This is a genomic window from Tunicatimonas pelagia (genome assembly GCF_030506325.1).
GTDB lineage: Bacteria > Bacteroidota > Bacteroidia > Cytophagales > Cyclobacteriaceae > Tunicatimonas > Tunicatimonas pelagia.
In genome coordinates, this window is sequence record NZ_CP120683.1 from 3,584,537 (window position 1) to 3,606,478 (window position 21,942).

At 46.3% G+C, this 21,942-nt stretch carries 13 protein-coding genes; 8 read left to right on the forward strand and 5 right to left on the reverse strand.

Annotated features, from left to right (window positions below):
• Positions 1-190: 190 nt before the first annotated feature.
• The 3 genes from P0M28_RS15305 (at position 191) to P0M28_RS15315 (ending at position 5,782) form a co-directional block, all read left to right on the forward strand.
• Positions 191-643, forward strand: a complete 453-nt coding sequence (locus P0M28_RS15305; protein ID WP_302210850.1) for a hypothetical protein — start codon at positions 191-193, stop codon at positions 641-643.
• 195 nt (positions 644-838) lie between these two features.
• Entirely contained in the window at positions 839-3,949 is a 3,111-nt protein-coding gene (locus P0M28_RS15310; protein WP_302210852.1) for a SusC/RagA family TonB-linked outer membrane protein, read from the forward strand.
• Positions 3,950-4,132: 183 nt separating this feature from the next.
• A complete protein-coding gene (locus P0M28_RS15315) occupies positions 4,133-5,782 on the forward strand; it encodes a RagB/SusD family nutrient uptake outer membrane protein (protein ID WP_302203252.1) in 1,650 nt (549 codons plus the stop codon).
• A 188-nt stretch (positions 5,783-5,970) separates the two neighbouring features.
• Here P0M28_RS15315 and P0M28_RS15320 read toward each other — a convergent pair whose 3' ends face one another.
• Positions 5,971-6,756 (reverse strand): Fpg/Nei family DNA glycosylase, encoded by a 786-nt coding sequence (locus tag P0M28_RS15320; RefSeq protein WP_302203254.1) that lies wholly within the window; start codon positions 6,754-6,756, stop codon positions 5,971-5,973.
• Between the two features lie 126 nt (positions 6,757-6,882).
• The gene (locus P0M28_RS15325; protein WP_302203256.1) at positions 6,883-8,781 is read right to left on the reverse strand and encodes a M1 family metallopeptidase; all 1,899 of its coding nucleotides are present in this window, start codon (positions 8,779-8,781) and stop codon (positions 6,883-6,885) included.
• Between the two features lie 132 nt (positions 8,782-8,913).
• Between P0M28_RS15325 and P0M28_RS15330 the strand changes: the two genes are divergently transcribed.
• From P0M28_RS15330 to P0M28_RS15345, 4 genes are read left to right on the forward strand one after another with little or no spacing between them, the layout of a single operon-like run.
• Positions 8,914-9,492, forward strand: a complete 579-nt coding sequence (locus P0M28_RS15330) for a biliverdin-producing heme oxygenase (RefSeq protein WP_302203258.1) — start codon at positions 8,914-8,916, stop codon at positions 9,490-9,492.
• A gap of 25 nt (positions 9,493-9,517) precedes the next feature.
• Positions 9,518-11,866: an ATP-binding protein gene (locus tag P0M28_RS15335; protein ID WP_302203260.1), complete on the forward strand. Its 2,349-nt coding sequence runs from the start codon at positions 9,518-9,520 to the stop codon at positions 11,864-11,866.
• Between the two features lie 4 nt (positions 11,867-11,870).
• Positions 11,871-12,302 (forward strand): response regulator, encoded by a 432-nt coding sequence (locus P0M28_RS15340; RefSeq protein ID WP_302203262.1) that lies wholly within the window; start codon positions 11,871-11,873, stop codon positions 12,300-12,302.
• Positions 12,303-12,314: 12 nt separating this feature from the next.
• Positions 12,315-13,430, forward strand: a complete 1,116-nt coding sequence (locus P0M28_RS15345) for a sensor histidine kinase (RefSeq protein ID WP_302203263.1) — start codon at positions 12,315-12,317, stop codon at positions 13,428-13,430.
• A 51-nt stretch (positions 13,431-13,481) separates the two neighbouring features.
• Here P0M28_RS15345 and P0M28_RS15350 read toward each other — a convergent pair whose 3' ends face one another.
• Entirely contained in the window at positions 13,482-14,453 is a 972-nt protein-coding gene (locus P0M28_RS15350; protein ID WP_302203265.1) for a polyprenyl synthetase family protein, read from the reverse strand.
• Positions 14,454-14,691: 238 nt separating this feature from the next.
• Between P0M28_RS15350 and P0M28_RS15355 the strand changes: the two genes are divergently transcribed.
• Complete coding sequence (locus P0M28_RS15355) at positions 14,692-15,441, forward strand: DUF6503 family protein (protein WP_302203267.1); 750 nt, start codon at positions 14,692-14,694, stop codon at positions 15,439-15,441.
• Between the two features lie 55 nt (positions 15,442-15,496).
• Here P0M28_RS15355 and porU2 read toward each other — a convergent pair whose 3' ends face one another.
• Complete coding sequence (gene porU2 / locus P0M28_RS15360; RefSeq protein WP_302203268.1) at positions 15,497-20,602, reverse strand: putative type IX secretion system sortase PorU2; 5,106 nt, start codon at positions 20,600-20,602, stop codon at positions 15,497-15,499.
• A complete protein-coding gene (locus tag P0M28_RS15365; RefSeq protein WP_302203270.1) occupies positions 20,595-21,686 on the reverse strand; it encodes a putative type IX sorting system protein PorV2 in 1,092 nt (363 codons plus the stop codon). Before P0M28_RS15365 ends, porU2 begins: the two co-directional genes overlap by 8 nt.
• Between the last annotated feature and the right edge of the window lie 256 nt (positions 21,687-21,942).

Consider the following 21,942-nt stretch of genomic DNA (forward strand, 5'->3'; position numbering starts at 1 on the left):
GACGTGATTAATCGCGCTACCCCGAGGTTCGTGTCATCACGAACCTGAGAAGTTTATCGGAATATCCTCTACTAAAAACGAGCATTCGTCTACGTGGGGCGTTCCACGCGATACAATCACGCGGTAGGTCTTAAAACTTTAAATAGCTTCTTTGTATGTATTGTATGATTTAGTCCGAAACGGTGAATATGTGTCCAAATTTTCAAGTGAGAAAGTGGTTTATTTTCTTCAGAGATTTGGCGCAAAAAAGTATTTTAAGTTGACTTACCAGTCTAATTTCTATGGACCTTATTCTGGTAAAGTGCGATATTTGTTGAATACCCTGAATGATAGCTACATAATGGGTTACAGCGATATGGGCAGCAAACCTTTTGACCCTTTAACTCTGGTTGCCGATGGTTATAATGAAGTTAGAGGGTATATAGAAGCTAAACCCGAGCTGAGAGTCATAGCTGTAAAAACCATTGAATTTTTGAATGGATTTTATTCTGACTTTGCTCTTAAATTACTCTCATTCATTGACTTTGTTTCTCAACAAGAGAAGAGCCTAAATCGAGAAATTATTACTAGCAATCTTGAGTCATGGAGTGATAGAAAACGCTCAATGTTTTCAACCCCAAAGTACTTAGACACTTCTTTGTAGCATCTAGGTAAGGTGCAGTTCCATTTCAGCATAATGTTACCTTTTCTTAATCCAGAGTTAACGATTCCGTAACCCAACTAAGCCTGGCCTTCCCTTACCTTTGCGGGAAATCTACCAGGCTATTTGTTCACTTAGCTAAGGCTCTTCTGTACGTCCTATGTTTTGTCAGCAACGCTTACCAAATACCTTAAACATATGGATGTTTTTTTACTCAAACCTATCTGGCGACTTATCTTAGTTGCCACTTTCTGTTTTCACGTAAACGTACTGCTTGCTCAGGAACGTACCGTCAGTGGTACGGTGACCGATGAAGAAAGCAGTGCTATTCCCGGAGTGAATATTCTGGTGAAAGGCACCACGCAGGGAACAATCACGGATGTTGAAGGGGTTTTTCGCTTGACAGTACCCGAACAGGCTGAAACACTGGTGTTTTCTTTTGTAGGCTACGAAACGCAGGAAATTGCCATTGGTACTCAGTCCACTTTTGATGTGCAAATGGCAACTGATGCCGCGCAACTCACGGAGGTAGTTGTAACCGGCTACACTACTCAGGATAAGAAAGATCTTACGGGTGCCGTGTCGGTCGTAGAAATTGAGGATGTACAAAGCTTTCCGGTAGCAGGAGTGGATGAGATGCTAGAAGGTCAAATAGCCGGGGTAACGGTGATTAGTGATAACTCGCCGGGAGCCAATACCGCAGTGCGAATTCGTGGCTTCGGGACAATCCGTAATAATGACCCGCTCTATATTATCGACGGGGTGCCAACTACTACCGGAATCAACCTAATTAATCCCAATGATATTGAGTCCATGCAGGTGTTGAAGGATGCCTCATCAGCCTCTATTTACGGTTCACGGGCAGCCAATGGAGTAGTGATCGTCACCACGAAGAAAGGTCGTAGCGAGGAACCTGCTATCCAGTTACGTTCTTATATCGGGGTACAGCAGGCATTCAACCTACCTAATCAGCTGGGAGCGCAGGAGTACGGCGATTTACTCTGGCAAGCCACTCGCAACGATGGTAACACTCCCGCCAGCGACATTTACGGCAATGGCGCTAACCCAACCATTCCTGCTTTTCTAGACGATGCTCAAACCATTCCGTCAGCCAACACCGACTGGATAGAAGAAATCTTTGAACCCGCTTTTATCCAATCACACTTTTTGGAGTTTGGTAAAGGTAGCGAGAACGCGCATTCGTTTCTGTCGCTGGGTTTCTTCGACCAGGAAGGGATTCTGCAGTACACCGATTTTCAGCGAGTCACTGCTCGCCTTAACACGGATTTTAAACCGGTTGAGTGGCTGACCATTGGGGAGAATCTTTCGGTAGCACATTCGTGGCAAACGGAAACTACCACTAACTCAGTACTGGGTAGTGTGGTGTACGATGCCTTCCGTTTCCCATCCATTGTACCTGCCCGCGATATTAACGGTGAGTTCGGAGGAAACCCAATTAACGACGTGCAGAACCCACTGGGCAAGCTGTACCGCAACCGCGATAATCAGGATTTGATGTTACGCATCTTCGGTAATGCTTACGCCGATGTTCAGTTAGTGGATGCACTGACATTTCGCACTAACTTTGGGCTAAGTTATACCAACTTCAATGCTCGTAATTTTAACCCTCAGTACAACGATATTCTGAGCCAGCGGCTGGCCAGTGACCTTACTACAACCAATGAACTTCATACGGATTGGGTGTGGTCTAACACCCTCAACTATCTGAATGACTTCGGGCAGCACTCAGTAGATGTTTTAATCGGAATAGAGTCGGTGAACTCCTACCGCGAGGGTTTTCAAGCTTCCCGAGTAGGGTTCCCCTTCGATGAACCGAACTTCCAGTACCTGGACGGAGGAGATGGCGCTGATCAGCGTAATGCGGGAGATGCGCTAGAATGGTCGCTATTTTCGTACTTCGGAAAAGTCAACTACGAGTTTGACCAGCGCTACCTGCTGTCGTTTACGCTGCGGCGTGACGGTTCATCTCGTTTGGGTAGTAATAAGTGGGGTAGTTTCCCAGCAATTTCGGCGGGGTGGCGCATTTCGGAGGAAGACTTCTTTAACGTATCGGCGATTAACCAGCTAAAGTTACGGGTGGGCTACGGTCAGAATGGTAATCAGGATATTCCTCCCTTTTCTACCATTTCCAGCTTCGCGACTAATCTGTTCTATTCCAATTACGCTATTAACGGCGAACAGAACAGTGTGCGGCAAGGCTTTACCGAAACCCGAAATGCTAATCCTGATTTAAAGTGGGAAACCACTAATCAAACCAACATTGGGGTAGACGTTGCCCTCTGGGAGAACCGCTTGATTGCCGGAGCCGATTACTTTCATAAGCGCACCGAAGACTTACTGGTAGAGCGACCATTGCCTCCGGTGGCGGGTGGCACCAACCAGACGATTTGGGATAATGTAGGAGCGATGGAAAATTCCGGTTTTGAATTCTACGCGAGCTATCAGGATGATCGCTTGCAAGATTTTTCCTGGCACATGGATCTCAATTTTGCGGCTATCCGAAACGAACTGGTAGACTTACCGGAAGACATTGACTTCTTATCCGTTCCCCGGTCGGCACTGCATAGCACTAATTTCAATCAGGAAGTGTCTCGTTCGGATGTCGGGCAACCTATTGCCTCGTTCTACGGTCACGATGCCATCGGTATCTTTCAAACGGCTGAGCAAATTAGCAATCACGCTCAGCAGGAAGGTGCCCAACCCGGTGATCTCATCTTCCGCGATGTAAACGAGGATGGCGTAATTGACGATGAAGACCGTACTTTTATCGGCTCACCTCACCCTGATTTTACTTACGGAATCACGTTTGGTGCTAACTATAAAGCCTTTGACATTTCGTTGTTTTTCTTCGGCTCAGAAGGAAATCAGGTGTACGACCTAACCCGCTACTACGGCGACTTCTTCAATCTATCGGCCTACAACCGACACGAGCGTACCTCGGGCGCTTGGACACCCGAGAATACAGGTGCAGAGGTGCCTCGCTTATCGTTAGACGACCCTAACCGTAACGCCCGGCCCTCATCCTACTTTGTGCAGGATGCTTCCTTTCTCAAGCTCAGGAATCTACAAATTGGCTATACGCTACCTAGCCAGATCAGCGAGCGAATTAATTTGCGAGTATACGCACAAGCGCAGAACCTATTCGTAATCACTCCTTACGAAGGCATGGACCCCGAGGTAGGCTTACAAAATCATCAGTCGGACAATCGGAACCTGGACATTGGGGTTGATCGGGGTATTTATCCACCCTCCCGTACTTTCACGCTAGGGGTTAACATTGGGCTATAATTTTTAACCAGGATGACTGGATATAACTGCTTGATAAACAAGAGCTTAAAGATGGCGTATCCATTCCCCCTTTTTTGAAGGGGGTAAGGGGGATTTTCTCCACATACAGTAGATATCCATCAATCCAGTCCCATCTTATTCTTCATACACTCATTTGATACTGATTAATAAAATCATTCAACCATGAAAAAAATATTCATTCTATTCATCGGCGTAGCCTTAGGCGCGTGCTCAGAGGATAATTTTCTGCAAGAAGAAACCGTGGGGGAACTAACCCCCGAACAAGCGTTGGCACCTGAAAATGTAGAAGGGGTTATTATCTCGGCTTACAGTATTCTGAACGGTCAGATTGATGAGGCTACCAATGCCTTTAATTCACCGGCTTCCAACTGGAGCTTTGGCGATGTGCTTTCGGATGATGCCTATAAAGGTGGAGGTGGTACTGGCGATCAGAATCAAATTCATCAGATGGAAATTTACAATACTGATCCGACCATTATTGATGTACAGCGCAAGTGGCTCGCGCTGTACGAAGGAGTAAACCGAGCCAACCAAGCCATTCGTTTACTGAACGCTTCTTCAGCATTTGACACTGAACTAAAGGCTCAGCGAATCGGTGAAATGCGTTTTTTGCGAGGGCACTTCTACTTTGAGCTGAAAAAAATCTATAACCAGATACCTTACATTGATGAAACTGCCGAAAGCTTGGAGGATTACAATGTGTCCAACACCGCTCTGTCGTCGGATCAGCTTTGGCAGAAGATAGAAGAAGATTTTCAAGCCGCCTATACCGCCTTACCCAATGCCCAGGATGAGCCCGGTCGTGCTACCAAGTGGGCTGCCCAAGCCTATCTAACTAAAACCTACGTTTTCCAAGAAAAATGGACAGAGGCTAATGCCGCTGTTGATGAAGTGATTAATAGCGGTCAGTACAGTCTGATGGACAACTTTCGGAATGTGTTTCTACCGGAAAACGATAATGGCTCAGAGATTATCTTCGCCATTCAGCATTCCATCAATGATGGTTCGCCCCGTAACTTCAACGGTGGTATTGGAGATCGACTAGCCCCTCCCGGTGGGCCTTTTTATCCGCAGTATGGCTTTCATCGCCCTACCCAAAACTTGATTAATGCTTATAAAACTAACGCCGAGGGTTTACCAGTGATGGATAATGTAGACGTTACTGAAGGCGACTTTGTCGATCCCCGACTCGATCATACTACCGCCCGTCCTGGTATTCCCTACCTTGACCTAGACAGCCTGTATAGTGAGAGTTGGGCTCGGGATTTAGCTACCTATGGGCCGTATGGTCCTAAGAAGCGCGTAGTATCGGCTAACTCTTCCAGTTACCTGCCCGTTTGGCCTTACGTCAACGCTCTGAATTACTATATTATTCGCTACGCCGACTTATTACTGTGGAAAGCCGAAGCAGCCATTGAACTGGGTGATTTGGAGAGCGGGCGTCAATACATCAACCAAGTGCGAGAGCGAGCCATGAATAGTGAGTACGTAATGATGCTAGACGGAAGTGCAACCGCCGCTAATTATTTAGTGCAGCCTTACGCCTCGTTCGCCAATTATGATGCAGCTATTACCGCGCTGCGTACCGAACGCCGCTTGGAGCTGGCGCACGAAGGGCACCGCTTTTTTGATTTGGTACGTTGGGGTATCGCCGCCAAGGTAATTAATGATTACCTAGAAGTAGAACGAACGCGCCGTACCCACCTCGCTGGAGCTCAATTTGAGGCGGGTAAGCACGAATACATGCCCATTCCTCAAGCTCAAGTTGATCTGGTGGGTACTGATTCAATTAATCAAAATCCTGGTTATTAAACTTGTCTTTAGGGCAAGTGGAGAAAGAAGCTCGAAGGGGAAAAATATGAGTTTGAATTGACTGCTCAGCAACCATCAAAACTCGAGTACCATGCTCGTTCTTTCCCTTTGAGTTTTGGGGATAGTAGCGGGCAGACTACCGACTGCTTAGAACCCAGTTGATCTGAATAAATACCTGTTGTCACCTTCTACAATCGTTTCTGACGCTTGGCATCAATATAGGTGCTTCGTCCCCCTACTTTTAGTATCTCTAGATTAATCTCTTCCTGGCGGTGTTGGTTTTTAGACCAGCGGTAGGTTACCAGAAACTCATCAGGAAAATCCTCATAACGGGACTCTAGTTCTACTGCCGTTTTCAGAATGTACTTCATTTTATTGAAGATTGCTTTCCGCTCGGCTTCGCTTAATTCGTTGGCGCGTCGTTCGGGGTGAATTCCAGCCTGGTACAGAATGTCATCTACAATCCAGTTGCCTAAACCCGCTACGGCACTTTGGTGCATTAGCAAGGGCTTGATTAGTCCGGTTCGCCCGTCTAGTATTTCCTGAAACTCTTCCCAAGAAACGGTGAGTGCATCCGGCCCTAGTTTCTTATCTTTCTGGTAGGCAGATAAACTCTCAGTTAGCCCAACCCGACCTAAAATGCGCGGGCAGCGGAACGCTAGAAAAAAACCATCATCTAACGCAAAGAGTACTTTGGTAAATCTTGGGGCATCTTCCCGATCTTTAAAGGAGCGTAATGAACCGGTCATACCAAAGTGAATAGTCATCCAGCCCCCATCGCTTAGTTTTACCAGCAGATGTTTACCAATGCGCTGGGTTTCTTCCCAGCGTTGGCCTACTACCGATTGCTGCAATTCTTCGGGGGAAACAGTGACCACTCGGGGTTCAGCCACTTCTACATCAGTTACTTTCCGGCCAGTGGCAGCCATATCAAAAAACTTCTGATAGGTGGCTACTTCGGGTAATTCGGGCATAGATTATTCGTGTTATAGTGTTAATGTATTATAGTTCTAAGTTCAGAGTTCATTGTGTAGTTTCAACTAAGCATCAACTCTGAACTTAGAATTTTGAACTCAAAAAAACGATAACAACATAATACATCATTCATTTACCAATCCTTCTTCAGAAAAAGTAGCTGGGTTTACGCTGGGGTACGTATTGTTGGAACGGTCAATATCCGCCATTTTCCCCGAAGGGTCTAGCGTAATCTGGCGAATATCACGCTTGGGGCGATCAATAATTAATTGGTACGTTGGAAAAGTCCAGGGCCAGTCTCGAAGTACGGTTCGTTGCGTATTTCCTTCGGCGTTTTTTTCTCCGCGCATCATTCGCAGCGGAATGTACAGTAATTCTTGGCTCCCATCCTGATAGGCCACTAAAACTTCTTGAGGCATAGGCATCTGCCCAATTCGCTCAATAGTAACTCTCGATTGTCCACCCTCACCTTCTACCGACTGCACTCCGTAGTCAATAGTTCGGGTGCTATTCACAAAGTACTCAAAGTACCAATCCAGCTCCAGTCCCGACTCTTTTTCAACAACCCGCTTAAAATCTGTGACACTAGGGTGCTTAAATTTCCACTCATTAAAGTAACGGCGCATCGCTTTATCTAAAACGTTCTGCCCAACAACGTAGCTCAGTTGATGCAGCAACACTGCCCCTTTGGAGTAGGCGGCAGATCCGTAGGCTCGGTTGGTATCAAAATGATCGGCGTGAGTAGTGAGCGGCTCTTCCAATCCCGACTGTACTAGCGAAAAATAACCTCCGTACGATCGTGCCTGTTCTTGTCCACTAACGCGTCCCGGACCAAAAAGCTGCGCCATGGTTCGGTTGGTAGCGTATGAGGTAAATCCTTCGTCCATCCAGGCGTACAGGCTTTCGTTAGAACCCAGCACCCCTTGGTACCAACTGTGCAGAAACTCGTGTACGGTAACTCCTACTAAACTACGTAGCGAGCGATGCCCGGTAATCAGCGTAGACATGGGGTACTCCATACCACCGTCGCCGCCCTGCACTACCGAAAACTCTTCGTAGGGATATTTTCCAAAAGATTTATTGACGTACTGAAAAGCTTTAACCGTAAACTCCGGTAATACTTCCCAGTTTTCAGCCAACGTATCGGTCTGGTAAAAAAAGCGCAGTAAAGGGCCATTGGGTACTCGGGCGGTTGTGTGTTGATAGTCAGGATCGGCAGCCCACATAAAATCATGGACGTTTTCGGCAGCAAAGTGATAGGTAAGCATTCCACTATTGGGGCGTTTAAGCTTTTCTCCTTCCGGTAGATAGCCGTGGCCAATTTCTTCGGGGTTTTGCAGAATTCCGGTGCCCGCCACTACATAAGAAGAATCAATGGTGATCTTAACATCAAAATCACCCCAAATGCCGTAAAACTCGCGACCAATGTAGGGGTTGGCGTGCCAGCCGTGCTGGTCGTACTCCGCCATCTTCGGATACCACTGAGCCATTGAGTAGCGTATTCCCTCCGCATTATCGCGTCCGGTTCGGCGAATCTGCAAGGGTGCCTGAGCGGTAAATTCCATCTCGAACGTACTCTTCTTACCCGGTAAAATGGGGTTGTTGAGAACCACCTCCAGTATTGTTCCTTCTACTTCATAACTGAGAGATTTTCCGTCTTGCTGAAGAGAGCTAATGCGCTGGTAGCCAATGCCATCTTCGCCTAAGTACAGAATACGATCCATCACCCGACGGTCAGGGTCAGCAATAGTACGGGAGCGTACATCCATCATACTACCGGGTTGAAAAGCATTGAAATACAGGTGATAGAATACCTGAGTTAGCGTATCGGGAGAGTTATTTTGGTATACTAATTTTTGCGTACCCCTGAATTGGTTGGTATTTACATCCAGGGATATTTCCATGGTATACTCGGCCTGCTGCTGCCAATACGTAGATTGACCTTGCACTACAGCGGGAAGTAGCGTGATTAGTAAAATCCATAAAACTGCCAAGGGCATAGTTCGTAATAAATAGTTGTCCATAAAATTAGTGGTAGTTTCCCTCATAAAATTTGGTAAGTTATGCTCAATTTGTATAACCCCCAAACTGGGTTTCAGTTTACTTAGCCATTATTTCCGTATCTTTCCTCAATCATTCTCTGATAAGGTCAACATATGTCACTGCATGCAAAACTTAAAGAAGCCACTCGCCCGCAGCACGAAGCTACGGAGCATCTGCTTTTTCCTCAGCAGGACTGGTTAAGTCTATCACTAGATCAGTATCGGGAGTTTTTGCAGATTCAGTACGTGTTTCATCAGCAAGCTGAGTGGCAGATTGATACGGCTCTTGGCCCAGAGCTACAGCAAACTCTCCGTTGGCCCAATCGGCAAAAGCTCCCCTGGATTGAACGCGACTTGCTGGAAATCAATACTATTACTCCCACCGGGTTTCCTAAAGAAACTATTGTTGCCTCAGAAGAAGAAGCTATGGGTCTGCTATACGTAACCGAAGGAGCTATGTTGGGTGGACGGATGATTAAAAAAGCCCTACAGAAAAATGAGCAGATTGCCCCTCACGTTTCGTTTCGCTTTTTAGCCGGCTACGAAGGCGATACTGCTGCATATTGGAAGTCTTTTCTCAATGTTCTGGCTAATAATTATCGCGAACCTAAAACGGTGATTACCGCTGCTCAACGAGGCTTTGACTTATTTGCCCAAAGTGTGTATCTTATTAGAAAAAAAATGGTTAGCTAAATATTGCTACTACTACTACTAACCTATGCGCTCACAAGAAATCCCCTCTGTACCTGAAGTAACGCTGATTAATTGTGATGAAGAGCCGGTTCATACCCCCGGTAGCATTCAGCCACACGGAGCACTACTGGTATTAGATCAAGAAAGCTTCCGAATCCTTCAAGCAAGCGAAAACACTTTTTCTGTGCTAGGCCGAGAGCCGGAAGATTTGCTCAACCAGCCCCTAAAGGCGCTTCTGAAGGAGGAGCACATGCAGCTACTACGAGCTGAGTTGCCGCTACATGAAAATACCCCCAAGAACGCTTTTCTAAAAAATATAAACCCACTACGCTTAAGCATTGAAGTAGAAGGTGAGAATACTGACTTCAATGGAATTATGCATTTTTCTGATAATTGGCTAATTCTGGAGTTAGAGCCCTTACTGAAAGACAGTGATGTTGCCTTCACTCATTTTTACGACTTATCCCGTAAATCTTTACTAGCACTACAGAGTGCCGACGAGTTAGAAGACCTCTACCAAGTAGCCATACGGGAAGTACAATCACTCACAGGTTTTGATCGGGTATTGCTTTACCAATTTGACGATGAGTGGAACGGCGACGTAGTGGCGGAGACGCGTAACAAAGGAGTTGATAGCTACCTAGGACTGCATTTCCCACACACTGATATTCCCCGTCAGGCTCGGGCACTGTATACCGTTAACTGGTTACGCTACATTCCGGATGCTACTTACCAAGCGGTGCCTATCATTGCTCATAAAGATAATGACTTCACCTTAGATTTAACCCACAGCACCTTACGCAGTGTATCCCCCATTCATTTAGAGTACTTGGCTAACATGGGGGTGAAAGCTACGCTCACAATCTCGCTAATTAAAGACAATAAATTATGGGGGCTGATTGCCTGTCATCATAGCGACACAATTAATCTGTCGTATCAAACCCGCATTGCCAGCGAATACATTGGGCAGATTTTATCGCTTCAGCTTGCCCTAAAGCAGAAGAGTGAGAATCAAATAATGACCCTTACTCTGAGGCGCATTCATACCTTGCTTATTGAAAACATTACCCGTAAGCAGGACTATCAAGATAGTTTTATCCAGCTACCCGAAGAAACCCTCGCCCTAACGAATGCTACCGGAGTGGCCATTTGTCACGAAAAACACATCACCTTATTAGGAATTACTCCTGCTTACCAGGAGGTGACTTTACTGCGTAATTGGGTAGCTAGCCAAACCAACGAGCAAGAGAATATGTATTACACCGCTCGTTTAGCCAGATACTATCCTCCGGCGAATAAATATACTAAAAAAGCAGCAGGGCTACTGGCGATACTCATTGCCAGACCTCAACAAAGCTATATTTTGTGGTTTCGTCGGGAGGTGATTCAGGAAGTGCATTGGGGCGGTAAACCGGATAAATTCTATCAGAAAGAAGAGAATGGTACCATCCGACTACACCCTCGCAAATCGTTCGACCTTTGGAAAGAAACAGTAAAGGGAGCATCAGCCAAATGGAACGAAGAGCACGTAATGATGGCTCAAGAATTGGGAAACGCCATTAAAGATATTTTTGCCTTCAAAGCAGCCGAATACCACCGAAGAAATAAAACCTTATCGAAGCTTAACAATGAGCTAAAATCAGAGATCAAACGCCGACAGGAAGTACAATCGGCTTTAGAACGTTCTAATGCTGAGTTGGAGCGATTTGCCTACGTAGCTTCGCACGACCTTCAGGAGCCGCTGCGGGCGGTAAGTAACTTTAGCATGTTGCTCAAAAAACGCTACGCAGATAAGATAGACGAGCGGGCTGATAAGTACATCCGCTTTATTGTGGATGGTACCAGCCGAATGCAGACGCTGATTGATGATATTTTGGCATACTCACGGCTAGAGAGAAAAGGCAATCATTTTGTAGAGATAGATACTCATAAAATGATTCAAGAAGTAAAGTCTAACCTGAGTACCGCTATTCAGGAAACTGATGCTAAGATCAAACACCAGAACCTACCTACGGTGGTGGGAGATCAATCGCAGTTACGTCAGCTTTTTCAGAACCTCATTGGCAACGCCTTAAAATATCGGCATCACGATGTATCGCCTGAAATCTACGTTGGCTACGAAGAGCAGGAAGAGTGCTGGCTATTTTCGGTGGCTGACAATGGAATAGGTATAGAAAAGGAATTTTTTGACCGGATATTCGTCATTTTTCAGCGCCTTCACTCCGCTCGTGAATACACCGGTACTGGAATAGGACTAGCTATTTGCCAGCGTATTTCAGAAATGCACCAGGGAAAAATATGGGTTGAATCTGAATTTGGCGAAGGTAGTACCTTTTATTTCACCATTAGTAAACATTTAAAACTATCTGAATAAACGTATGGCTATTGAAGTATTACTTGTAGAAGACAGCGAAGCTGATGCTGCCCTGGTAGAAGAATCCTTGGAAGATAGCAAGTTAAAGGTTAACTTACATATTGTGCAAGATGGTGTAGAAGCCGTAAACTTCCTAAATAAGCAGGGCGATTATCAAGATGTAGATACTCCCGACATCATTATACTAGACCTGAACTTACCAAGAAAAGACGGTCGGGAAGTACTGGAAGAAATTAAAGGAGACGAGCATCTCAAACGAATTCCGGTAGTAGTATTAACCACCTCCTCGGCCGAAGAAGACATCTACCGTTCTTATAAGTTGCACGCTAACTGCTACATCACGAAGCCGCTGGATTTTGACCAATTTTCCAGAATTGTGGCTTCTATTGAAGATTTTTGGTTTACTATTGTTAAACTCCCCCCTCGGGGTGAGTAATTTTTTTTACGTATGAAAGAAGTTAATATCCTACTCGTTGAAGACAACCTCACTGACCAAGAAATAGTAAAAGAAATGCTGGAAAGCACCCAGCTCATTCATTATAACTTGGAAATATGTGATCGAATTAGCCAAGCTATTGTGTGTATCGCTCGCGTAAAACCCGACGTTATCTTGCTAGACTTATCATTGCCGGATAGTATCGGACTGCAAACGCTACAAAGAATTCAGGAGCACGACTTATCCATCCCCATTGTTATTCTAACCGGATTGGACGACCCTGATGTGGGTCTAGAAGCTATCAATAAGGGCGCAGAGGATTATCTGTCTAAGCAAGAAATTCATATTGACCACCTACTGGCCAAAACTATCTCGTTTGCCATTGAGCGCCATAAGCTGAAGCGCGAACTCTTTACGGCGATGAACCACCTCCAGCAATACAATGAAAAACTTAAAGACTATTCTTACGTAATTGCCCACGACCTGAAGTCTCCTTTAAACAATCTGCGTTCATTGGTCGATTTTTACCAGCAATCTGCTGATGCTTCTATTCGCAGGAAGGTGATGGGAAAAATAGGGGTTAGTGTAAATCGTTTGGATGATATGATCCGCAGCTTTTCTAATGTGTTTTTAGCTGAAAAAGACTTATCGAAAGAGCCAGAAATAATTAATATTCATCGCGCTATCAGCGAAGTAGAAGAGCAGTTAGCGGAACTGATTCGGGGCACGAATACCCGTATTTTTACCGATTTTAGTAAGGCAGAAACAGTCTCTTTTGTGCCGGTGCTCTTTAATAGTGTTCTGCAAAACTTGGTGACCAATTCTATTAAGTACCGGGACGAACATCGGGAGCCCCGCATTAGCATATCTACCGAAGATACTGATAGCTACGTTATTATGCATTACGAGGACAACGGCATTGGAATTGACCTAGAGCAACATCAGCAGCGGCTCTTTAAGCTATTCAATCGCTTTGATACCGAAAAAGCCAAAGGAACCGGGGTGGGATTGTATATGATAAAAAGCATTCTGGATGCCAGCGAAGGACGTATTGACATTGATAGCACCGTTGGCGAGGGCACCCACTTTAAACTCTTCCTAAAGAAAGAGAAAGAGCTGGTTTTGTAGTCTGTAGAGTGTACTGGAATTTTCGTAACATGTAGTCATGCTACGAAAGTACTACTTCTCCCGTTCAATGGTAAAGCTGACCAATCGGCTCAATGATTGTTTGTACGCTGAGTCAGGAAAGGTACACAGAATCTGGTTGGCTTCTTGGTGAAAGCGGTGCATGGCCTGGGTGGCGTAGTCGATGCCACCAGACTGCTTTACAAACTCAATCACCTCGCGAACCTTGTTCGATTTCTCACTTTGGTTTTTAATAATGTAAATAATCCGCCGCTTATCCCGCCACGTTGCTTGGTTAAGGGCGTAAATAAGCGGTAAGGTCATCTTCTTTTCTTTAATATCGATACCAACTGGTTTGCCAATTTCGGCATCGCCGTAGTCAAATAAATCGTCTTTAATCTGAAAAGCAATACCTACCTTATCGCCAAAGAGGCGCATCTTCTCTACAGTTTCAGCATCAGCTCCGGCTGAAGATGCCCCTACTCCGCAGCAAGAATTAATAAGCGAAGCCGTTTTTTGTCGGATTACTTCGTAGTACACTTCTTCAGTAATATCTAGGCGACGTGCTTTCTCGGCCTGTAGTAATTCTCCCTCAATTATTTCGCGCACTGCCGTAGACACAATTTTTAGTAAGGAAAAGTCTTCGTTATCTACTGACAGCAGCATTCCCTTAGACAGTAAGTAATCGCCTACCAGCACGGCAATCTTATTCTTCCATAGTGCATTGATTGAAAAAAAACCCCGGCGGTAGTTAGAAGCATCCACTACATCGTCGTGGACTAGGGTAGCAGTATGCAGCAGCTCAATAAGGGCTGCCCCTCGGTAAGTAGCTTCGGTGATGGTACCTACTGTGCCCGCCGTCAGAAATACAAACATGGGGCGTACCTGCTTCCCCTTTCGCTTTACGATAAAATTCATGATTTTATCGAGCAGCATCACCTTACTCTTCATTGAGTCGCGAAACTTTATCTCAAAGTCCGCCATTTCCTGCCGGATGGGTGCCTGAATTTCCTGAATACTATTCATAAGGTATGCTGCGTGCAATATTAGAACCTAATCCGACTAATGCCAAGCAACTAAACCAGAAAGGTTTATAAGTGTTACGGTTCTTGGTGATAGAGTGTTGTAGCGCAAAAGTTTTAAGTTCACAGTAGTACAAGCTCAACTCTGAACTACAGTACTATAACACACTAACACCTGAACACCCAAATACCATAACACTTTCATCAACTGGTGCGTAAGCAACAATGCTACTTACACTATTATGCAATATCTCTCTGTTTTTCTGTCCTGTACTTTTATGGTGTTCGGCTTTGCCTGTCAGTCTGATCCTGATCCTAAGAAAATTATTGCTGAAGCCATTGCCGCGCACGGCGGAGACGGTTACGATGGTAAGCATATTTCTTTTTCGTTTCGTGATCGCCACTACGATGTGCGCCTACACGGTGGCCAGTTTACTTACGAACGAGCATGGGAAGATTCGCTGGGTAGTATTCACGATGTTCTAGATAACCAGGGTTTCACCCGGAAAATAGACGGCGAAGAGGTTGTATTGTCGGCAAAAGATGAGCAGCGTTACGCTGACGCACTGAACTCGGTAGTTTATTTTGCCTTGCTGCCCCAGCCCCTTACTGACCCAGCGGTAAATGCCACGTATTTGGGAGCTGATACGGTTAAATCGAAACCTTATCATAAAGTGCAGGTAACGTTCGACCAACAGGGAGGAGGAACAGACTTTGATGATGTATTCGTTTACTGGTTTCACCAAAATGAACGTACGATGGATTACCTAGCCTACTCATTTCATGTGAACGGTGGAGGCACTCGCTTTCGGGAGGCGTATAACGGGCGAGAGATAAACGGCATTCGCTTCGCTGATTACATCAATTACACGGATACCCTGCATCAGTTTTCCTTAGAAGAATACGATACTCAGTTTACTAACGATCAGGTGCAGGAGTTATCGCGCATTGACTTAGAGAACGTAGCAGTAATTGATGAACTGAAGAACTGAATAATAGAGTGAGCGATTTGCTCGATAGTCATCCATTATCTGTCATTCAGTTCTTCTACCGCAAGATATACAGCTTTCCGAATTCTTTGGTAAATGCTCGGTCGGCGGAGGTTTCTCGGTGCTCCATCGCTTGACCATCGTTACGAACAATCACGCGGTACAGGTACACTCCGTTGGCTAATTCGTCGCCGTACTCATCACGTCCATCCCAGGCGTACTGCGTAATGTTGTTACCAATGCGGATAGGGCCGATTTCGTCCTGAGTGATCTCTCGAACAATTTTCCCACTCACCGTCATAATCTGAACCTTTAGCTGATCGGGAACCTCGGCTCCCGTAAGGGTGAACACAAAGCGAGTGCTGGTAGAAAACGGATTAGGGTACGGATAGAAGTGGGTAATGGTGGAAGCATTAATCACTTCAAAGGTAATCTCGTAGGGGTTCGCCCCCGAAGCATTTCCGCTGGCATCGCTGGCTTGTACTTGTAATCGGTAAATACCATCCTCCAGCACTTCCGGCTGGTAAGTGATGGTAAACGGAGTGTCATCGGTAGCTGGGTTCCAACTTACGTTGGGCTGATCTAGGCTAATTCTTCTCAATTCGCTGTTCTGGGTGCGGGCATTTTTGGTAGAAGCCGAGGCATTCAGCTCAATTTCTTCGCGACCCAACAAAATATCAATTCCGGTGGTATCTTGTTTCTGCAAGTACGGGTTCTCATCCCGCACCTGAATAGTGATGAGTGGACTAGGAGCTACAATATCGCCGTCTATGATGTACACTCCGTCAAAAGCCACATCTACAATCGGATTGGTTGCGTCGCCTATCACCTCCAGCCAGTTATCCACCCGTAGCGTATTGTTGGTATAGGTTTGCTCGGGCTGCTGTTGCGGATTTACCTGAATGGTAATATCATTAGTACCCACTCGTTGGCGGGTATCAACAGCAATGGTAAAAGTAGCGGTATCTTCGCTAGCTGGGGCGGGCATGTAGAGGGTATCGGTGCGCGCCTGACGTTGTTCTTGATTAGATAAGGTGTAGACAACGGCCAATGAATCGGCAAAGTCCTGTTCGGACAGATTATAAAACGCCCCCGAAAAAGTGAGGGTCTCACCTTCCTGTTTTTCTACGATGGCTTCTGAAACATCTACCGAAATTAGCGTGCCCTCGGGCAATGTACTATAAAAGACAATCCAGCTTTCGGGCTGAGCCGGGGTTTGCTCTACCGGATCGCTGGTTTCCAGTACTAACCGTAAATACGGATACTGCTGAGCATCAATACTACTTAGATCTACGCTGGGTTGCCCGGTTAAACCAGTTAATAATTCTACTACTTCTCCGGTATTATTTTCACCCAATACGGTAATCGTATAGTCATTTCCAATGATCTGGGTTTGTAACTCTTGCCACGCTCGGGCGGGACCAATACGTCTTCCGCGGATGCTTCCGCTGCGGTACGGCTCCGTAATCTGCTCGTCTAATGAAATAACTTGCTCAGTTACGGGAATGTCTCTAGTGGAATCGGCTCGCACTACGGTGGCCGAACCAATGCTGGCATTTTTACGACCAAAAATAATAAGCGGTTCCCCGGCCTGTAAATCAGCTAATGCTTCGGAAGCTACCCCCAATTCCTGAAACTTGCTTACCGTCTCTTCCGGCCAGGCAGTAAAATCAACATTGCCGAACGAAAACAGTAGTACTGGGTCATTATCGCCTACCGCATCAATAAACTGCTCTAGTATTCGGCCATCACCCGTAATTTGTCCGTTGCTAAAATCATTAATGACTTGCGGGCGACGACCGCAGGTATTGGGATCTTGTACATCAAAGCCTCCTCGGGAGATTACTGCGTAGGGCAGCAGTCCTTCTTGGGTGAGGGCGACTGCACCAATGGCATCGTTCTTACAGAGAAGCCGAGAGTCAGTAGCGGTAGTTAAGATGTACGGAATTCCGTTAAGAGTAACGTCGGTATTCACCGTACCCTCCCCGCCCGAGACGGTCACTGCCAGTGCTACGCTACTCTCTTCAAATTCCCATTGATTATTACGATAGGCCACGTTGGTTAGGGTGTTCTCCTGCCACTGACGAGGATGCACCTGGGCCCAGCCATCGCGGCTTTCGCTTAAATACGTAAATGAATTATTGTTCCAATCATCGACCTCTCCCGCTAACGGAGCAGCGTATTTACTTCGCCAGAAATATACCGTGCTATCTTCGGTAACGGGTAAAGTAACTGACCATTGAGCCAGTGCGGTAGTTTCTAAGGTGGTTTGTTGTTTTGCCGAACTGCTAAAAGTAACCGAAGTATCTAGCTCAACCAAAATTGATCGGGGCGAGCCAGATCGTAATGTCGTCTGAAGGTTGCCGGGCTGTACCTGTAGGGTCGCTTCCGGTGTTGATACTATTCCGAAATTAACTGGGGCGAGATTAACCGTTCCACTAATCGGAACAAAATAATCAATCGCTGCCCGGTTGTTAGCTTCGTTAAGCTCAGCTACGGAGTCGGGGCTATCTAAAATAACTTCCAGGCGATTATTTCCAGCATTGGAGTTACCTTCTTGATTGGGTACGGTAAACTGCAAAGTATCTTGATAAAATACCGGAGGGTACCATACCGGGCCGTAGGTTTCGGTAGTGCCATCGCTAAAAGTGCGTTGCAAAGATATAGCGATAGAATCCGTTTGGGTGCGACCAAAATTGCGGACAATACAGTTTACGGCAAACGAATCGGAAGCAGCAGTAACGGGTGCATCTTGCAGTTGAGTAACGAAAATACTATTGGTGTTGGTCTCATAATCGGGTTGGCTACGCCCAAACAGAGCGAGAGCCGGATCACCCTGATGCACTAGTTGCTGTACCTGAGATATGTGCATTTCCCAAGCTGATGCGCCTACTTGTTCTATAAATCGGCGTTCGCTCTCTTTTTTAACTGCGCCCAGGGGCTGATCTATCCAGGTGCTATCGCCAAATGCTACTTCGTAAAACCGATCGGAATACTGCTTGAGTATACTAGAAATTCCTATGGAGCTATGAGCCATCACGTGCAGTGCCCCTCGGTTGGCGGTGCGAATCCAGTCCTCGCCAAAGGTGGTGGCGGTACTGAAAACATTGCCGGCGTTACAGCCATTGAGTAGAATAGCTGGGTACTTTCCCTGATTACGATAGCCAAATTCGTCGTTGGATACGAACCCAATATCCATATCAGAAATAGTGGTAGAAGAATGGCCAAAAAAGGTGATAAGCGAAACACCCTGATTTACTTCTTCAGCAATATTAATAAGTTCGGTAGCATTGTTGGTTCTTTTCTGCTGGGTAGCTACCTCACCTCCCAAAAAATGATTCTCGGCAATAGCCGCAAAATTATCTACGTAGCGAGCGTAGAGCGTTAGCTCAAAGGAAGATACCCCGCCACTCAGGTGTACTAAATTCTTTTTCCAGAGGGCTTCCCGCGTACTACTTTCCTGGTAATCTTCGGCCAACGTGCGGCTTTCTTCTTCCATCACTTTGTCTAGGTAATTAGCTACCTCTTGAGCCGTATTGGCGTTGACCCTTCCGGTAGGTATCGCCATGCCAATACCATCGCTACCCCTTAGTCCGGTAGTAAATATAATGTCTGATCCCGGCATTCCTCCTGGTGGAATGTAGTCCTGTACTTCAAAAGTAGCTGGATCACGACGGTGGTAATTGAAATTGACGGTGAGGCCCTTGCCAATTAGTAGTAAATTCTCCGGGTTGCCGACCGATAGCATATAATCGGCAAAGCGACGAATAGCCAGAGGACTAATTTCCCCGTAGCTGAACAGATTGTAGAGTTGATTAATATCAACTAAAAGAGGCTGATGACCGGTGCTAATCCGATAGTCGCGGTATGCCCCGATAGGGTCACTGTAGGCGCCGGTGGGCTGCCGAAGGGCCGGATGACCCACCATCAGAAATTTAGCCGATGCTTCTAGCGCAGGCATGGTGACTCGCCGCATATTGCTTACCGATTGTACTTCTGCCAAGATTAGTTGCCGAGATACATTAGTATTAGGAATAATTGCGGAGAGCGCACTTTCAGTAATGTTATAGCCAATCGCTTCGGTATTGTTTGGGTCAGTGATGTCCCAAAGTTGGGCGTTAGCTGGTGGGTTGGCTACTTCTAGAAACGATTTAGCGTTTGTATTTCCTACTAAGTTCAGTACTTGATTCTGATTTTGGGCATCGGGCTGCTGAGCATAGTTAAGCTCCAGTAGGGCTAAAGAAATATTATCGGCTCTGCCCCCTACCCCATTGGGGGTTAAACGAACCACCATTTGGTTACTACCTACGTCCGACCATGCCAGAGTGGTATCTATTCGGTAGCTGTCGTAGTAGCTAAATTCAGCAGTAGTTAATGTCCGCAGGGAACCGGCGTTGCCACCTACCTGAACAGTAACATTATGCAGTTGATTGTTGCGCCCGGTAATTACCAGTTGCAGCCGGGGGTTGGGTCCACTGGTTACAGCATTTCTTACCGTAACAGTATAATCTACGGACTCTCCTTGCCGGATTCGCCTACCTGTCCAACCCTCGCCATAATCAAAGGCACTAAGTCTTGATGTTGCCCGACTCGCTGAGCCAACAGGGTACAGCCGGCCCTGCTCGTACTCATTGGCGAACGTCTGTTGTTCTATTTGTAAATGATAAGGCTCTGCTGGTAGGCCATCCACATTATTCTCCGAAAAAGCTGCTGCTCGTTTACCTACCCCAGCATCTATCCGCCAAGTAAGAAAATATGCTGTGGTATCTGAATACAAATTATAGTGAGGGTGTGGCTGAGCTTCAGGAGATGTGTACAGTTCAGCATCTATGGTACCATCGTTACGCTGACCATAAAAACGGATATAATCTTCTGGGTTGAAGCGAGCATCTTGCTGACCGCGTACTTCAATCGCCTGTTCTACGCCTCGAAAGAAAAGCTGAATCCGGCGAGGGTCTACCGAGGCAACCGGAAACCCAGCTTGCTGTAATGTAGCGTAGTCAACCTGGTAAATACCATCTTCCCCAATCGGAATTTTGTAGTACTGTTGGTTATTAACTACCCACTCGTTGCCGAAGCGCTGCGCTTTCGTGCAATGAGCAATGAGCAATGAGCAGTGAACAATGACTACGAGGAGTGTTGTAGGTAATCTAGATTTACTCATTCTCCTGCGATTTTCCGAAACCTAGTTTGAGGGAAAATACGTGGGAGTAGAGCGATTCGGATTGGTCGCCAATATCCGTGAGGGCGTAATCAATCTGGAGCTTACCCAGTACCACGCCTACGCCAAAATCGGGCTGATACGTTCGGTAGGTGCTACCATCAAAGTTTTTCACCTGCTGCACATTACCTACACCCGCTCGCAGAAAAACAATTGTCTCGTAGTCTAACTCCAAACCAACCGAAGGGTCAATAGAGGTTACGTCTGAACCTACCAGCACATTGCGCTGACCGTCGAAAGTAAAAGTAGCATCTACTGTAGCCAGTACCCCCAGACGATTTTGCCAAAACCGCTGCAACTTTGCTATCCCGAAGGTTGCCCTCGGTAGCGTAAGTTCTACCGAATTATCAGGAATCTGATTACCGGTTTGGGTGTAAACATCAATCACTAGTTCAGAATTATGCGACCAAGCGTTGAACGTGCCGGTAATGTCGTGAAACATTAGTCCAACTTGCCACCCAGCTAGCTTATACTGCGCTCCGGCATCCAAACCAAAGCCCCAGGCATTGGCAAAGTCGCCCACGTTGCGGTGTACCACTTTGAAGTTTACCCCCAACTGCAAGCGGGGAATAGCCCGTAACCGTCGGGCGTAGGAAAACAGAAAGGCATAGTCGGCGGCTGAGAAGAAGCGAATACGATCGTAGTTAATTCGCCCGTTGGCATCGTACAAAAAGCGCGTATCAGGAATATCATCTACCGCAAAACGGATTACTGAAACTCCCAGGCTGCTTAGCGAGTCGATGCGAGTGGCAAAACCCCCGTAATCGAAATTGGCAATACCCGCAAAGTACTCAGCGTGCATCAGCGAAGCCTCGTAAGGATTTTCCAGACTAGCTAAACCCGCGGGGTTCCAATAGCCGGAGGTGACGTCTGCAACTACAGCTGTTTGGGTACCCGCCATCCCCAGCCCCCGACTGCCAATACCGATAGCCAGGAACTCGTTACTGTACTTAGGAGTACGGATTTGGGCTTGCCCAGTGAGTGCAAGGAGACCAAGGAAAAGACAGCTCAGAACCCTGATACGCATAGAGTTAACATATCGAGTGCAGCTAGAATACGCCGAACATCCCCCCCTAACTCCCTTTACAAAGGGGGAAAAGTCCTCATCTCTTTTTATAGGAAACAGGGAAGATTTAAGTGTAAAACGACTCATTGAAGATGAAATATTGTTTGCACCTATTCCGTGACGCACTCAAGTCAAATTAGCTAATTATCAGCAAGCTAACGCCTTCCCCTCAAAAAATTCTCGGGTGGTTGAGGAGGGTTACGTAAGTTTATTTGCG

What these genes read in the sequence shown, in the direction of transcription:
- P0M28_RS15315 (WP_302203252.1), top strand. Translation starts at nt 4,133, where the DNA reads ATGAAAAAAATATTCATTCTATTCATCGGCGTAGCCTTAGGCGCGTGC.
- P0M28_RS15335 (WP_302203260.1), top strand. Translation starts at nt 9,518, where the DNA reads ATGCGCTCACAAGAAATCCCCTCTGTACCTGAAGTAACGCTGATTAAT.
- porU2 (WP_302203268.1), bottom strand. Translation starts at nt 20,602, where the DNA reads ATGAGTAAATCTAGATTACCTACAACACTCCTCGTAGTCATTGTTCAC.
- P0M28_RS15320 (WP_302203254.1), bottom strand. Translation starts at nt 6,756, where the DNA reads ATGCCCGAATTACCCGAAGTAGCCACCTATCAGAAGTTTTTTGATATG.
- P0M28_RS15340 (WP_302203262.1), top strand. Translation starts at nt 11,871, where the DNA reads ATGGCTATTGAAGTATTACTTGTAGAAGACAGCGAAGCTGATGCTGCC.
- P0M28_RS15350 (WP_302203265.1), bottom strand. Translation starts at nt 14,453, where the DNA reads ATGAATAGTATTCAGGAAATTCAGGCACCCATCCGGCAGGAAATGGCG.
- P0M28_RS15330 (WP_302203258.1), top strand. Translation starts at nt 8,914, where the DNA reads ATGTCACTGCATGCAAAACTTAAAGAAGCCACTCGCCCGCAGCACGAA.
- P0M28_RS15325 (WP_302203256.1), bottom strand. Translation starts at nt 8,781, where the DNA reads ATGGACAACTATTTATTACGAACTATGCCCTTGGCAGTTTTATGGATT.
- P0M28_RS15310 (WP_302210852.1), top strand. Translation starts at nt 839, where the DNA reads ATGGATGTTTTTTTACTCAAACCTATCTGGCGACTTATCTTAGTTGCC.
- P0M28_RS15365 (WP_302203270.1), bottom strand. Translation starts at nt 21,686, where the DNA reads ATGCGTATCAGGGTTCTGAGCTGTCTTTTCCTTGGTCTCCTTGCACTC.
- P0M28_RS15345 (WP_302203263.1), top strand. Translation starts at nt 12,315, where the DNA reads ATGAAAGAAGTTAATATCCTACTCGTTGAAGACAACCTCACTGACCAA.
- P0M28_RS15355 (WP_302203267.1), top strand. Translation starts at nt 14,692, where the DNA reads ATGCAATATCTCTCTGTTTTTCTGTCCTGTACTTTTATGGTGTTCGGC.